General features: G+C 71.0%; 13 protein-coding genes. 10 read left to right on the plus strand and 3 right to left on the minus strand.

The window, feature by feature from the left end; genetic code table 11:
- Nucleotides 1-95: 95 nt before the first annotated feature.
- Nucleotides 96-749, plus strand: coding sequence for a hypothetical protein (locus tag I5071_RS25775; protein WP_236515490.1), 654 nt, complete (start codon nucleotides 96-98; stop codon nucleotides 747-749).
- A gap of 57 nt (nucleotides 750-806) precedes the next feature.
- Here the strand turns inward: I5071_RS25775 and I5071_RS25780 are convergent, their stop codons facing one another.
- Together I5071_RS25780 and I5071_RS25785 are read right to left on the minus strand one after the other, a co-directional pair.
- Nucleotides 807-2,018: a zinc-dependent alcohol dehydrogenase gene (locus I5071_RS25780; protein WP_236515491.1), complete on the minus strand. Its 1,212-nt coding sequence runs from the start codon at nucleotides 2,016-2,018 to the stop codon at nucleotides 807-809.
- A gap of 82 nt (nucleotides 2,019-2,100) precedes the next feature.
- Complete coding sequence (locus tag I5071_RS25785) at nucleotides 2,101-3,372, minus strand: phospholipase D-like domain-containing protein (RefSeq protein ID WP_236515492.1); 1,272 nt, start codon at nucleotides 3,370-3,372, stop codon at nucleotides 2,101-2,103.
- A gap of 205 nt (nucleotides 3,373-3,577) precedes the next feature.
- On the opposite strand from I5071_RS25785, the gene I5071_RS25790 reads away from it, so the two are divergent.
- From I5071_RS25790 to I5071_RS25830, 9 genes are all read left to right on the plus strand, one after another.
- Complete coding sequence (locus tag I5071_RS25790; protein WP_236515493.1) at nucleotides 3,578-5,215, plus strand: TROVE domain-containing protein; 1,638 nt, start codon at nucleotides 3,578-3,580, stop codon at nucleotides 5,213-5,215.
- Between the two features lie 252 nt (nucleotides 5,216-5,467).
- On the plus strand, nucleotides 5,468-6,151 hold the full coding sequence (locus I5071_RS25795; protein ID WP_236515494.1) for a hypothetical protein: 684 nt from the start codon (nucleotides 5,468-5,470) through the stop codon (nucleotides 6,149-6,151).
- Nucleotides 6,152-6,176: 25 nt separating this feature from the next.
- Nucleotides 6,177-6,857 carry a DUF2293 domain-containing protein gene (locus tag I5071_RS25800; RefSeq protein WP_236515495.1) on the plus strand — a complete coding sequence of 227 codons (681 nt, stop codon included), beginning with the start codon at nucleotides 6,177-6,179 and terminating at the stop codon, nucleotides 6,855-6,857.
- A 37-nt stretch (nucleotides 6,858-6,894) separates the two neighbouring features.
- Nucleotides 6,895-8,247 carry a sigma-54 interaction domain-containing protein gene (locus I5071_RS25805; protein ID WP_236515496.1) on the plus strand — a complete coding sequence of 451 codons (1,353 nt, stop codon included), beginning with the start codon at nucleotides 6,895-6,897 and terminating at the stop codon, nucleotides 8,245-8,247.
- Between the two features lie 152 nt (nucleotides 8,248-8,399).
- Nucleotides 8,400-8,786, plus strand: coding sequence for an STAS/SEC14 domain-containing protein (locus tag I5071_RS25810; RefSeq protein ID WP_236515497.1), 387 nt, complete (start codon nucleotides 8,400-8,402; stop codon nucleotides 8,784-8,786).
- Nucleotides 8,787-8,897: 111 nt separating this feature from the next.
- Nucleotides 8,898-9,335: an organic hydroperoxide resistance protein gene (locus I5071_RS25815; RefSeq protein ID WP_329611071.1), complete on the plus strand. Its 438-nt coding sequence runs from the start codon at nucleotides 8,898-8,900 to the stop codon at nucleotides 9,333-9,335.
- Between the two features lie 9 nt (nucleotides 9,336-9,344).
- On the plus strand, nucleotides 9,345-9,815 hold the full coding sequence (locus tag I5071_RS25820; RefSeq protein WP_236515498.1) for a MarR family winged helix-turn-helix transcriptional regulator: 471 nt from the start codon (nucleotides 9,345-9,347) through the stop codon (nucleotides 9,813-9,815).
- A 59-nt stretch (nucleotides 9,816-9,874) separates the two neighbouring features.
- Nucleotides 9,875-11,773, plus strand: coding sequence for a serine/threonine-protein kinase (locus I5071_RS25825; RefSeq protein ID WP_236515499.1), 1,899 nt, complete (start codon nucleotides 9,875-9,877; stop codon nucleotides 11,771-11,773).
- Nucleotides 11,770-13,794: a GNAT family N-acetyltransferase gene (locus tag I5071_RS25830; RefSeq protein WP_236515500.1), complete on the plus strand. Its 2,025-nt coding sequence runs from the start codon at nucleotides 11,770-11,772 to the stop codon at nucleotides 13,792-13,794. Before I5071_RS25825 ends, I5071_RS25830 begins: the two co-directional genes overlap by 4 nt.
- Here I5071_RS25830 and chrA read toward each other — a convergent pair.
- Nucleotides 13,789-14,955, minus strand: a complete 1,167-nt coding sequence (chrA, locus tag I5071_RS25835; protein WP_236515501.1) for a chromate efflux transporter — start codon at nucleotides 14,953-14,955, stop codon at nucleotides 13,789-13,791. The genes I5071_RS25830 and chrA overlap by 6 nt on opposite strands.
- Nucleotides 14,956-15,069: the final 114 nt, after the last annotated feature.

Below are 15,069 nucleotides of genomic sequence, written 5' to 3' on the forward strand. Positions count from 1 at the left end.
TGCGCTCGCCTTGGGCGCATCGAGATGCTACCCAGCCGTTCGGCGCTCGCGGTTTTCGTCTCTCTCACGACGACGCCGCACGCCTCGAGGTCGCGATGGGAACGCGAACGACCCTTCCTCCGGCTCCTGCGGAGCCGCGCACTGCCATTCTCAGCGCGGGCAACGAGCGCGCGTATGGCCGCATCGAGCGTTGTGGGCCCAGCTACGTCCTGGTGCGCACCAACCTGACTCCCGCGCTCGGGCAGCCGGTCCACCTGCGCATTCCATCGACGTGCTTCGGCGAGCTGCAGCTCGAAGGAATCGCGCGCTGGCAGGACCGCAACGGTGCGCTCGCACTGCAGCTCGGCAGTCTGCGCCCCCGCGATCTCGTGGCGCTGCGTCGCCTCGTCCCGGAGCCGGAGCCCGATGGACGGCTCTTGGCGCGTCGTCGTGGATATCGCGTCGACGGCCGCATCGATCCCTTCGCGCCGACGCCCGATCGCACGATGCCGCTCGACGGAGTGCCGGTATCGCTGATCCTCGTCAACGGCGAGCTCGAAGGCGTGGCGACGACGCTCGACGACCAGCGCGCGATCGTCCACGCGTGGATCGAGCTGAAGCCGGGCTCGCACGTCGCGGTGCGGGTGTTCGAGGACGAGCTCTTCGAGCGCTGGCACGACGTCGCGATGGTCGTGGTGAAGAGCGATCGCGGCGTGCACGAGCTCGCTCGGCAAGAGCCGCGCTGGACGCCGCTTCCGCGAGGCGTGTGACGAGCACGTCAGTCGGTGACCGGAGCATGCCAGTCACCGACCGACTCACACGCTCGCTCACGCGCTCGGATTCAGCGCGACCTTCAGCCATCCCGGCTTCCGCGCGTCGAACGCCTCGTAGGCCTTCTTCACGTCGTGCAGCGGCTCGACCTTCGTGAGGATCTCGACCGGGTCGATGACCTTCGCGCGCACGAGCTCGACGAGGTGCGGGATGTACTTGCGATGGTTGCAGTTGCCCATGCGGATCGTCAGGTTCTTGTTCATCGCCTGACCGATCGGGAAATGCTCCATCGCGGGCGGATAGACACCCACGATCACCAGCGTCCCCGCCTTCGCGAGCGCATCCACTGCCCACGAGAGCGCCTGTGCGGGCGCATCGCCGGGGACGAAGGGGGCCTCGTCGCGATGCACCGGCGCGACCTTCTGCACGTCACCCGCGTCCTCTCGTGCGTGCTTCTTCGCGCGCTTCGCCGCGGGCCCGTGGTGCGCGTGCACCGCGTCGACACCGACCGCATCGATCGCGCGATCCACGCCGATGCCGCCGGTGAGCGTCAGGATGGTCTCGACCGGATCTTCGCGCTCGAAGCTGATGATCTCCGCGCCCTGGCGGCGCGCCATCGCGAGTCGGTCCTCGTTGCCGTCGATCGCGATGATGCGCCCCGCGCCGAGCAGCTTCGCGCTCGCGATCACGAACTGCCCCACCGGCCCGCAGCCGAACACCGCGACCGTGCTGCCCGCGTGGATCGCCGCGAGATCGGCAGCGAAGTAGCCCGTCGGGAAGATGTCCGAGAGCATGATCGCCTGTTCGTCACTGACCTCGTCGGGCAGCTTCACGAGCCCGATGTTCGCGAAAGGGACTCTCGCCTTCTCCGCCTGCAGCCCGTGGAACGCGCCCGCAGCTTCGGGCCCTCCGAAGAACGCCGTGCCGGCGCGCTTGCCCGAGGGGTTCGCCTGATCGCACTGCCCGTAGTACCCGGCGCGACAGTACGAGCAGTTCCCGCACGCGATGGTGGACGCGATCACCACGCGATCGCCGACGTCGAGGTTGCGCACCTCTTCTCCCAGCTCCTCGACGACCCCGACGCCCTCGTGACCGAGGATCGTTCCCGACCGCATGCCCGACACGGTCCCGCGCACGAAGTGGAGATCGGTGCCGCAGATCGCCGACGAAGTGAGGCGCACGATCGCATCGGTCGGCTGCTCGATCCGGGGCTCGGGCACGTCGTCGAGGCGGATGTCGCCGACCCCGTGATAGACGAGAGCTCGCATTGCTTCGTTCCTTTCTGCGCCTCGTCTCGCCGACGAGCGCGGCCCGGCCGATGGGTGCATCACGCGCGCCGCGGCGCACGGATCAGAGCTGCGCGCGCGCGTTCCACGCGAGCCAGTCGGCCGCTTTCTCGAGCACGCTGCGCGAGCGCCACTCCTCGAGGCCCAGCCGCCGCGCATGCGCGAGGTCGGCTTCGAACGCCGCGGCGAGCTCCTGGGCGACGCCCTCGTCGAACACGCTCAGCGTGACCTCTTCGTTGATGTCCATCGATCGATCGTCGAAGTTCGTGGAGCCGATGCCCGCCCAGACTCCGTCGATCACGAACACCTTCTGGTGCAGCAGCGTGAGGTCGTAGAGGTAGACTTCGATGCCGCACTCGAGCAGCGGGCGCAGCGCATGGCGCGTCGCGTGACTGACGATCTTCGCGTCGGTCGCCTCGCGCGAGGGAACCATCACCCGCACCCGCACGCCGCGCTTCCGCGCGCGACAGAGCGCGTCGCGTGCCCCGCCGAACGGCAGGAAATACGGGTTCTGAATCAGGATCTCTCGCTCTGCGGACTCGATCGCGAGGTGGTGCAGCACCTTCAGCGACGAGGTCCTTCGCGCCAGGCTCAGATACGAGAGGTGCGCGGTCACGTGCCCCGACGCGCGCGGTGCCGGGAAGAGCTCCTCCCCGACGAGCAGCTCCCCCGCCGCCTCGGTCCAGTTGTCCGAGAACACGCCCTGGAGCTGGGTCACGATCGGGCCCTCGACGCGCGCGCTGGTGTCGCGGAAGTGCGCGCGGTCCTGCGCGTCACCCAGCCAGTCGTCGGTGATGCAGTGCCCGCCGACGTAGCCGATGCAGCCGTCGATCACCGCGAGCTTGCGGTGGTCGCGCGTGTTGTACGTGCCGAGGTTCCGGAAGCGCGCGTGGTTGTAGAAGACGACGGTCGCGCCCGACGCCTCGAGGCGCTCGCGCTCCTCGCGTTCGATCTTCCCGCCGATGCCGTCGAGCAGGACCCGCACCGGCACGTCGGCGCGCGCACGATCGCAGAGCGCGTCGACGAGCGCGGCGCTGCACTCGCCGGTCTTCCACAGGAACGTCTCGAAGTGCACCGACGAGCGCGCAGCCCGGATGTCGGCGAGCAGCGCGGCGAAGTACGCATCTCCGTTCTGCAGGATCCGTAGGTCGTTGCAGTGCGTGAGGGTGCTGAGCGAGAGCGTCGCGATCATCTCGTCGAAGCGCTCGCCGCGACGCAGCGGTCCGACCTCGGACCATCGCGTGTAGAGCTCGAGCTTCACCGACCACAGGGCCCAACCGAGCAACGCCGTCGTGGCGCCGAAGACGGCCACGAGGATCCAGGGATCGATCGACACGATGAGGATCTCTCTAGCTCCCGATCGGCGAGCCCAAACCGCCGGGCACGACTGGCACTCTCCGTTCGTATCGCCGCTTGAGACCAGCAGATAATCACGACCGGCTCAACCTCCGAATTCTCGGCATTTCCCGTCGCAGCTCGCCGGCATGCGCCCTGCTCAGGGGCCGCTCGCCCGACGCAGCGCGGGCCGAACGGAGGACGTCATGTCGAGCTATGCCCGCCACCTCGCGCCGAACGCGACGCCGCAGAGCGAGCGCGCCGATGCGCGCCAGGTCCGCAACTCGGCGGGCGGCTTCACGTTCGCGCTGGACGACTTCGCGCGCCTCGAGCGCTTCTTGATCCTCGGCAACGAGGGCGGCTCGTACTACGCGACCGAGCGTGCGCTGACGATCGAGAACGCGGGCGCGCTCGTGCGTTGCCTCGGCGTCGACGGTGCGCGCACGGTCGACACGATCGTCGCGATCAGCGAGTCGGGCCGTGCGCCCGAGAACGACCCCGCGATCTTCGCGCTCGCGCTCGCCGCGTCGCACGCCGTCCCCTCGGTGCGCGCGCGTGCGCTCGCCGCGATGCCGCGCGTCTGCCGCACCGGCACGCACCTCTTCCACTTCGTGCGCGAGGTGCAGGCGCTGCGTGGCTGGGGCCGCGCGCTCCGCAAGGCGATCGCGTCGTGGTACCTCGCGAAGGCGCCCGACGAGCTCGCGTACCAGCTCGCGAAGTACACGCAGCGCGACGGCGTCTCGCACCGCGACGTGCTCCGTCTCGCGCACCCGAAGGCGAAGGATCCCGCGACCCACGCGCTCCTGCGCTGGGCGGTCGCGGGTGAGGGCGCGCTCGGCCCGCGCGAGGTGAAGCGCGTGGACGCGACCGCGATTTACCCCGCGGTCGATGCGAGCGCGATGCCGCGCCTCGTCGAGGGCTTCGCGCGCGTTCGTGCGCAGGACCTCTCGTCGCGCGACGTCGCGGCGCTGATCACGGAGCACGGGCTCACGCACGAGATGATCCCCTCGATCTATCTCGCGCGCCCCGAGGTCTGGGAGGCGCTGCTCCCCCGCATGCCGCTGCACGCGATGCTCCGCAACCTCGCGCGCATGACGGCGAACGGCCTGGTCGCGCCGGGCTCGGCGGCGACCTCGCGCATCGTCGCGCGTCTCGGGGATCGCGATGCGATCCGCAAGTCGCGCGTGCACCCGATGGACGTGCTCATCGCGCTCCGCACCTATGCGTCGGGCCACGGTCTCCGCGGCTCGCTCGCGTGGACGCCGGTGTCGACGATCGTCGACGCGCTCGACGCGGCGTTCGATCTCGCGTTCGTCAACGTCGAGCCCACGGGCAAGACGCTGATGCTCGCGCTCGACGTGTCGGGCTCGATGTCGATGGGCCAGCTCGCGGGCTCGCCGCTCACGCCTCGCGAGGCTGCGGCGGCGATGGCGCTCGTCACGGCGCGCACCGAGCGCGACTACCAGATCATGGCGTTCTCGGATCGTTTCGTTCCGCTCGACGTGACGGCGCGCATGCGCCTCCACGACGTGGTGGAGAAGACGAGCCGACTCCCCTTCAGCGCGACGGATTGCGCGATCCCGATGCTCCACGCGACGGAGCGCAATCTCCGCGTCGACGCGTTCTGCGTCTACACCGACAACGAGACCTGGTTCGGCGGCATCCATCCGCACCAGGCGCTCGCGGCGTATCGCGCGAAGACGGGCATCCCCGCGAAGCTCGTCGTCACCGGCATGACCGCGACGAAGTTCACGATCGCGGATCCGAACGACCCGGGCATGCTCGACGTCGTCGGGTTCGACGCGGCGGCACCGGCGATCCTCGCTGCGTTCCTCCGCAATTGATCACGCATCCGGAAGGTCCGGGCCGCTGCACGAGGGTTACCTCTTCACAAGGTCACCCCCCTCGCGCGTTCTGTTGTCCGGACCCTTCCGCACTCCTTTTCGGATCGAGCCGTAGTCAACGGGTTATCGCTTTCACGCGGGAGATGCGGGTTCGAATCCCGCCGAGCTCGAGAGAGCTCGTCGTCCAATGGCCAGGACCCCTATCCGTGACGTTCTTTGTTCGATCCTCTTCTCTTCGCGACTGACACGCTCGTGAGCACCAAAGATCTGAGTCGCACCGTCGTCGAGGGCGGCCGATATTTCCGCAATCGCGACGATCGACGCCAGTCGCACCGCGACGAGCGCGCGATCGAGCGAGCCTATCTCCGCGACGTCCGGCTCGATCCCGACCTGGCCGACGCGCGCGTGCCCGAGCGCGCGCAGCGCGTCGGTCGCGGATCGCGCGACAAGCTCTCACCGGCCGAGCGATGGCTCGCGACCCACGTCGGGCGGCCGTGGCGTGAGGTCGAGGGAGAGATCTTCGCGACGTTCGACACCCGCACACTGATGGGCCGACACGTCGTGATCGATCACCTGCTGCCGTGGCGATGGACTCCCCGTGGCTGGCCCCTCGGCGCGTGGCGGGTGCACCGGCGCGGCTTCGTCGTGGACGCCCGAGGAATCCTGCGGTTCGCGGGGCCGCTCTGGACGAGGCCCCGCGTCGAGCACTCGGCGTCCGATGCGGTCGTCTCGCAGCTCGGAGAGCGGCGCGTCGCGGTGCACGGTGAGCGTCTCTATTGGCGCGAGCCCACCGGGCGGGTGGGTCGCGACGCCAAGCTCGCCTATCGCCAGACCCACGAGCTGAGCGACGACGAGCGCGCGTGGTGGGCGTCACTGTGCGACTGCGAGCGGGTCTACGCGTGCACGCCCGCCGAGCCGGCCACCACACGTCGATGATCGCTGCGCTACATTCGCGCGCCGCATGTCGACCGAGACCCTCGTCGTTCGAGAAGGACCTCAGCCGCGCACCGTGATCACGCCCGACGGGCGCACCCTCGCGGTGCCCGCGGGATGGACGCTCCTGCCGCCCGGCGATGCAGGGCTCACCCGACGCGTGAAGGCCGCGGGGCCTACTTGGACGGTGCAGGAGAAGGTCGGGCGCAAGCTCTTCTCGCGCGGCGTGTGGGCGCCCGCCGAGCACGTGGCGACGGCGCGCGCCGCGCTCGAGATCGAGCGCGCCGATCCCGCGTACACGAAGAAGCTCGAGGCCGGACGTGCCCGGCGCGACAAGAAGCAGACGGAGTACGTCGGCGACTTCCGCGCGGCGGTGCTCGCGTACCTCGACTTCGATCCGAAGCACGCCGAGCTCGCGGCGAAGCTCGCCGAAGCGGTCACGACCCACGCGACGCCCGTCGGCAGCGGCACCGTCGCGCGCACCGAGCGCATTCCGATCGAGGAGCGCGCCGAGTCCGCAGTGATCGCGTGGATGCGCCACCAGACGACCGCGTACGACGACATGCAGATCGCGCGCATCAAGGGCGAGCGGCGTCGAGTGCGACGCATGCTCGCGGAGCGATCGAAGCGCCTGCTCGACGCGTACCGCCACGGCACCGGGATCGTCCCCGCGACCTGCCCGCTCCAGCGCGCGCTCGTGCCGCGCTGAAACGGCGTGCAACACGCGTTTCACGTATCCTCGCGCCATGAAACGCGTGAAACGTCGCGACGAGGACGACGACGAGCCGCTCGCCGCGAGCGCGATCGAGGACCTCGCGGGACCGGCCCTGGTGCTCGACGCGAGCCTCGCGATCGTCCTCGCGACCGAGGGTGCGGCCGAGCTCGTCGGGACCGACGTGCCGCTCGGCGTGAGCGCGCCGAAGCTGCTCTGCGGGGGCTCGGTGAATCGGCCGATCGCCGAGGCGCTCGCCAAGGGCGTGCCCGTCACCGGCACCGTGGTGCGCCCCGGGCCGGGCGGCACCGAGCGCCGCATCGTCGTGCGCGCGACGCCGATCGAGCGCCGCAAGAAGCGCGTCGGGTGGGTGCTGCTCCTCGACACCGAGGCGGTCGAGGAGGGCGACGAGCCGGTGTTGTTCCACGGCATGTGGACGCGCGACGCCGCGATGAAACACGCGTTTCACATCGCCGACCGCGCGGCGCGTCGTGACGCGAGCGTGCTGCTGCGTGGCGAGACCGGCACCGGCAAGGAGCTCTTCGCGCGTGCGATCCACGCGCTCTCGCCGCGCGCCAAGGGGCCCTTCGCCGCGATCAACTGCGCGGCGCTGCCCGCGACGCTGCTCGAGAGCGAGCTCTTCGGACACGTGCGCGGCGCGTTCACCGGCGCGGTGCGCGATCAGCCCGGGTTCTTCAAGGGCGCAGACCACGGCACCGCGTTCCTCGACGAGGTCGCGGAGATGCCGCTCGAGCTGCAGGCGAAGCTGCTGCGCGTCCTCGAGACCAAGACCGTGATCCCGGTCGGCGGCCGCGAGCCGATCGCGATCGACGTGCGCATCGTCGCGGCCACGCACCAGTCGCTGCGCGCCGCGGTCGAGCAGGGGCGCTTCCGCGCCGACCTGATGTATCGCCTGCGCGTGATCCCCGTCTTCGTGCCGCCGCTGCGCGCACGTCCCGCGGACGTCGCGCTGCTCGCGCAGAAGATCATCGAGGAGCTCAATCGCCAGGGCGGGCGCCGCGTCACGCGCGTCTCGCCCTCTGCGCTCGCCGCGCTCGAGCGTTATCCGTGGCCGGGCAACGTGCGCGAGCTGCGCAACGCGCTCGAGTACGCATACGTGATCGGCGAAGGCCCGGTGCTCGTGCCCGGAGATCTGCCGGCGGAGATCGCGGAGCCGACGTCGTCGCCCGACGTGATCGAAGCGGCACCGCGCGTGAACACGCCGCCGCCCGCGCCCGAAGGCGAGCCCGCGGAGATGACGCGGGTGCGGCGCGCGCTCGAGCGCGCCGGCGGCAACCGCGAGCGAGCCGCGCAGATCCTGGGGATCAGTCGGGTGACGCTGTGGCGCCGGATGCGCGAGCTGGGCATCGACGACGAGAGCGTGTGAAACGCGTTGTTTCACTGCGTTTCATGCGCTCTCCATCGCACGTTTCACGACGCGCGCCGCATGATGTGCATCAGCCCATGTGACAACGCCGCGACAACTGCCCCGTATCCGTGATACCGGTCGATCGTCCAGGGGGACGGGAGCAGTACGGCATGGGCACGTGGTCGGTGGATGGTGAGAGTCGCCCTGGAATCCTCGTGTTGCGGCTCGAGGGCCACTTCGGTGAGGACGAGATCCGCGCGTTCGTCGCCGCCCACAACGCCGCCATCGATGCCTTCCGCGGCGCCGACTACCGCGTGCTCTGCGACATCCGCGAGCTGCGGCCGATGAGCCCCGAGGCGGCGGCGATCATGGAGAAGGCGAAGCAGTACAGCAGCTCGCGGAAGAACTTCCAGGGCAGTGCGGTGCTCGTCGCGAGCAAGGTCGTCGCGATGCAGCACCAGCGAACCAGCGTGTCGGGCGGCGTGATGAGCACGGAGCTGATCTCGGAGGACGAGGCAGCCTGCGAGCGACATCTCGCGCGCGTGCGACGGGGCTGATCGAGCGAGGTCGCGGCGAGCGCCACGACCTCATCGCGAACAATTCGATTGCGCGCAATTGAATCGTGAGCTACTCATCATCCAGCGGCGCCGCCGCAGGAGGACACGACGATGAGCACGCCCCGGATCACCCTCGACAAGGCTCTCTACACCGCCACCGCGAGCGCCACCGGCGGACGCGACGGGCGCATCGCGAGCGACGACGGCACGCTCGATCTCCCGGTGTCGATGCCGCGCGCGCTCGGCGGCAGCGGCGCGCCGGGGACGAACCCGGAGCAGCTCTTCGCGGCGGGCTACGCAGCGTGCTTCGGCAGCGCGTACTCGCTCGTCGCGCGCATGCAGAAGATCAAGACCGGCCCGGTCACGATCACCGCGAACGTGACGATCGGCACCGCCGGCAGTGGGTTCGGCCTCGCGGTCGATCTCGTCGCGAACGTGCCCGAGCTCCCGCGCGAGCAGGCCGAAGCGCTGATGCACGCGGCGCACGAGGTCTGCCCGTACTCCAACGCGACGCGCGGTAACATCGCAGTGTCCCTCCGACTCGCCTGACGAGGCCCCGTGGCCGCCGACGATCCGCTCCACCTCGACCAGCAGCTCTGCTTCGCGCTCTACACCGCGTCGCGCGCCTTCACGCGCGCGTACGCGCCGCTGCTGGAGCCGCTCGGCCTCACCTACCCGCAGTACCTCGTGATGTTGGTGCTCTGGGAGGAGGACGGCGTGCCGGTGAAGCGCCTCGGCGAGCGGCTCGTGCTGGACTCCGGCACGCTCACGCCGCTGCTCAAGAGGCTCGAGCAACAGGGCCTCGTCGAGCGGCGGCGCGACGCGGAGGACGAGCGCGTGGTGCGCATCCACCTGACCGCACAGGGGCGCGCGCTGCGCGCGAAGGCGCGGCGCGTGCCGGTCGCGCTCGCGTGCCGCGCCGGGTTCGACGTCGACGACGAGCGCTCGATCGCGCGCCTCACGAAGCTGCGCGAGGAGCTCGGGCGCTTGATCGCGCGGCTCGATCGCGCCGATGACGACGACGCATGACGTGAGCCGGTGGTTCGTGCTGGATCGCTGCTGCGCTCTCGGCGACGCTCGGGATCGCGATGAGTGAACGGGACGACGAGCCGTCTTCGTCGATCGCGACGACGTGGGTGTCGGACCCACGCAGCGACGCGACGCTGTGGAGCGCGGAGCCGCAGCGTGCCGCGCGCGACGAGCGGCCCTTGGTGGCGGTCGATCGCGCGCGCTACCGCGGCGAGGCCGTGCTCGGCCTCGGCGGGATGGGCGAGGTGCGGCTCTGTCACGACGAGGTGATCGGCCGCGACGTCGCGCTCAAGCGCATGCTCGACGAGGTGCGCGAGCGACCTCGCGCGCGGGCTCGCTTCGCGCGCGAGGCGCTGATCCAGGCGCGCCTCGAGCATCCGTCGATCGTGCCGGTCTACGACGTCGGGCTCGCCGACGACGACGGACCGTGGTTCACGATGAAGCGCATCCGCGGGCGCTCGCTCGACTCGATCCTGCGCAGCGCGCGCGAGGGCGATCCGGAGAGCGTGCCCTCGCGGCGCAAGCTGCTGACCTCGTTCGTACAGGTGTGCCTCGCGGTCGACTACGCGCACCGACGCGGGGTGATCCATCGCGATCTGAAGCCCGGGAACGTGATGCTCGGGGAGTTCGGCGAGGTGCACCTGCTCGACTGGGGCCTCGCGAAGGTGCGCGGAGAGAGCAGCGCCGAGCCGCTCGATCTCGCGGCGTCGGAGGACGACGCAACGGTGACCGGGAGCCTGATGGGCACGCCGGGGTACATGTCACCGGAGCAGGCGCGCGGCGCGACCGATCACGTCGACGGGCGCGCCGACGTGTACGCGCTCGGCGCGATCCTGTTCGAGCTGCTCACGCTCGAGCCGCTCGTGCCGGGGCAGAGCACGATCTCGCTGCTCTCCGCGACGATGCAGGGCATGCCGCGCTCGCGCTTCGATCGCGAGGAGCTCCCGCCCGAGCTCGCCGAGGCGTGTGCGCGCGCGACCGAGACCGAGCCCGAGGATCGACTGCCGAGCGCGCGTGCGCTCGCGGAGCTGGTCGAGCGTTATCTCGACGGCGATCGCGACGTGCAGCTGCGCGGGCGGCTCGCCGGCGAGCACTTCGAGCGCGCGAAGCGGCACCTGAGCGCGGCGTCGACGACCGCCGCCACCGAGGCGGCGCGGGCCGATGCGCTGCGCGAGCTCGGCCGCGTGGTCGCGCTCGATCCGACGAACGCGGCAGCGCTCGATCTGATGACGCACCTGCTGGTCGAGCCGAGCGCCACCGACGCGGTCCCGCCCGACGTCGAGCCCGAGCTCGAGCGTTCGCGCGACGACGAGCGCCGGCGCGCGGCGAGCTCCGCGGCACGTCGTTATCTGCTGTGGTGCGTCTTCGTGCCGGTGCTCGCGGTGATGGGCGTGCAGCACCTGCCGACGGTGATCGCGATCGGCGTGCTCGTCGCGTCGTCGGCGCTCGTCGCGGCCTTCATCGCGCGCACGCGACCGGTGAGCGCGCCGCTCGCCGCGCTGCTCTTCGCGACGAGCTCGCTCGCGATCGCGTTCACCGCGGGGGTGTTCGGGCCCTTCGTGCTGGTTCCCGGGCTCGCAGCGACGAACACGATGTTCTTCGCGCTGCACGCCGACGCACGACATCGCGTGTGGGTGACGCTCGCGGGCGTGCTCGCGATCGTGTTGCCGTTCGCGCTCGATGCGCTCGGCCTCACGCCTCCCGCGTACTCGTTCTCGGTGCGTGGGCTGCAGCTCGAGGAGCGCATCGTCGCGCTGCCCGAGACGACGACGACGATCACGCTGCTGCTCACCAGCACGCTGCTCGTGGCAGTGCCGACGCTGATGATCGCGCGCATGCGCGACGCGCTCGGGGTCGCGGAGCGAAGGCTGACGACCCAGGCGTGGCGGCTCCGCCAGATGTTGCCCGCAGGAACGCGCGAGCTGCTCGCGCGTGGCTCGCAGCGTCCGCCGAAGTGAGCCCGCGTCATCGCCGCTGCGTGGTGCTGCGAGGGAGCGCCGACGCGACGCGCGCATCGGCCCTCGAGCGGCTGCAGACGCTCGAGGACGCGCGTGTGCTGTGGGTCGGGCGCGAGACGACGCGCTTCGTGAGCGTGCGCGAGCGGGGCGTGCGAGCGCTGGTCGGACGCGCGTTCGACGTCGTGGTGATCGACCTCCACGAAGGCCTCGATGCGGACGTGCTCGGGCTCGCGTGCGGGATGATCTGGGGCGGGGGCGCGCTCGTGCTGCGCATGCCGCCCGAAGGCGAAGTGTCGGCCGCGCGCGACGACGAGCTCGTGGTCGCACCACACACGGCGGCGGACGTGACACATCGATTCTGGGCACGCTTCGAGCGCGTGCTCGCGACCACCACGGCGCGCGACGACGCGGCAGTGATCGGCGAGGCGCCCCACGAGGTGAGCGGGGATGCCGATCAACGTCGGGTGATCGACGCGCTCTCCGCGACCTTCGCGGGTGATGCGCCCGGGCTCGCGGTGCTGCTCGCGGATCGCGGGCGAGGGAAGTCGAGCGCGCTCGGCCTCGCGATCCGCGATGCGCTCGCGCGATGCCCGGCGCTTCGCATCGCGGTCGGCGCGGCGAGCCCCGACGCGACCGCCGAGATCTTTCGATTCGCGCTGGGCGCGCCCGACCCGGTGCGCGAAGGATCGGTGCGCTTCGTGGGCCCGGCCGCCCTGGCGCACGACGGCGATCGCTACGACGTGATCGTGATCGACGAGGCCGCACAGCTCCCGGTGCCGCTGCTGCAGCGGATCACGCGCGCGCACCCCGACGCGCGCATCGCGTTCTCGAGCACGTGCCGCGGCTACGAAGGGACCGGGCGAGGATTCGTGCTGCGCTTCCTCGAATGGGCGCGGAGCGAGCCGCGGCCGATCGTGGAGCTCGAGCTCGCGCATCCGATCCGGTGGGACGAGGGAGATCCGCTCGAGCGCTTCGTCGAGCACGCGCTCGCGCTCGACGCCGAGCCCGCAGCATTCGACGGGATCGACGAGCACGCGGTGGAGCACGTGGTCGTCGATCGCGCGCGCCTCGCGGAGGACGAGGTGCTGCTCGCGGAGCTCTTCGGACTGCTGGTGCACGCGCACTACCGCACCACGCCGGGCGATCTGCACCGCATGCTCGACGCGCCGAACCTCGCGGTCCACGCGCTGCTGCACCGCGGGCACGTGATCGCGGCGAGCGTGATCGCGCACGAGGGCGCGCTCTCGCCCGAGCTCTGCGATCGGCTCGCGCACGGTCGCGAGCGCATCCGAGGTCACGCGCTACCCGACACGCTGATCTCGCACGGGGGCTTCGCGGAGGCGGGCGCGCTGCGGATGGTGCGCAGCGTGCGCATCGCCGTGCATCCCTCGCTGCGACGGCAGGGGCTCGCGCGGCGGCTCGTCGAGCACGTGCACGCGACGTATTCGCCCGATCTCTTCGGGACGCTCTTCGGCGCGACGCCCGAGCTCGTGCGGTTCCGCCGCGAGCTGGGCTACGAGCTGGTTCGCGTCGGCGCGTCGCGCGGGAGCCGCACCGGCGAGCCCGCCGCGGTGATGGTGCGCGCGGCATCGGAGCGCGGCGCCGCGCTCGTCGCGTCGATGCGCATCGAGCTCGCGCGGAACCTGCCGCGACAGCTCGCGCTGCTCGACGCCGACGGCGAGGTGAGCCTCGAGCCCGAGCTCGATCACGTGCTCCGCGAAGGGCTCCCCACCCGTGCGCCGCTCGACGCCGACACGCGTCGCGCGATCGTGGCGCGCTACGTCTCGGGCCCTCAGCCGTTCGATGCGGTCGCGCTCGCCGTCACGGGCTACGTCGAGGACCACGCGGACGCGATTCGTGCGCTGGACGCACGAGCGGCCGCCCTGATCGAGTCTCGCGTGCGCTGCACGCACGGATGGGAGCGGGTCGCGGCCGACGCGGGATATCCGACCGTCGCCGCCGCGATGCGCGCGCTGCGCCCTGCGATCCGCGCGCTCTTCGAGCACGTCGAGCGCTCATGACGCGAGGCCGAGCGCGTGCACGATCCATCCGAGCGCCGCGCCCGCCACCACGAGCCAGGTCGCGCTCGGCTTCCACTTCACCAGCACGACCGCGCTCGCGACGGCGATCGCCAGCGTCGGCACGTCGATGATCGTCGCGAGGCCGAGCTGCACGGTGACGACGACCATCAGCGCGAGCGACGCGATGTTCACTCCGTCGAGGAACGCCGAGGCCACGCGGGAGCTGCGGATGCGGGGGACGAGCGGACCGCTCAGCGCGACGAACACGAACGCGGGCAGGAAGATCCCCGCGGTCGCGACGATCGCGCCCGCCGGGCCCGCGAGCACGTAGCCGATGAACGTCGCGGTGGTGAACACCGGACCGGGCGTGACCTGACCCACCGCGACGGCATCGACGAGCTGCGCCTCGGTGAGCCAGCCGAGGTCCTCGACGAGCTCGGCGCGGAGGAACGCGAGCAGCACGTAGCCGCTCCCGAAGAGCACCGATCCGATCTTGCAGAACACCCAGAAGATCGCGGGCAGCGTGATCGCGCTCGCGCCCGTCGCCGCAGCACCGCCGGCGCCGAACGGCCACCACCACATCGGCGCGGGCGGCGGCCCCTCGGGCTCGGCCGGTGTGCTCGGCCGCTCGGCGAAGATCGCGAGCACGCCGATCACGAACAGCACCGCGAGCTCGTGGAGGCCCGCTGCGACGAGCGCCACCGCGAGCGCCGCGAGCAAGCGCAGCACGCGCGTGCGCGCCGCCTTCGGAGCGAGCCCCGCGATCGCCTGCACCACGATGCCCAGGACGACCGGGGCGACGCCATACAGGATCCACCCGACCTGAGGCAGCGCTGCGTACTCGACGTACGCCCAGCCGCACGCTGCGGTCACGAGCATCGCGGGGACGATGAAGCACACGCCGGCGACGAGGAGCCCGACACCCCGACGCCGCTCCCAGCCCACGTGGATCGCGAGCTCGGTCGAGGTCGGGCCCGGGATCAGGTTCGCCGCGCCGAGCAGGTCGAGGAAGCGCTGCTCGCTCAGCCACTTCCGGCGCGTGACCACCTCGTCGTGGATCATCGCGATGTGCGCGGCGGGGCCGCCGAACGCAGTCGCACCCAGGCGCAGGAACAAGAGCGCCAATTCGCGCAGCGACGTTCGCGAATTCTCCGTCTCCACCGCCGCGCCTATACGTCGCCCGAGGGGACGCCGCAAAGGCTCTTCTCCACAAGTTTCCAATCTCGCCGCGTGTGCGCGCCGCGATCCGCGTCGGGATTACCCCCGATATCCTGA

This window comes from Sandaracinus amylolyticus, assembly GCF_021631985.1.
GTDB lineage: Bacteria > Myxococcota_A > Polyangia > Polyangiales > Sandaracinaceae > Sandaracinus > Sandaracinus amylolyticus_A.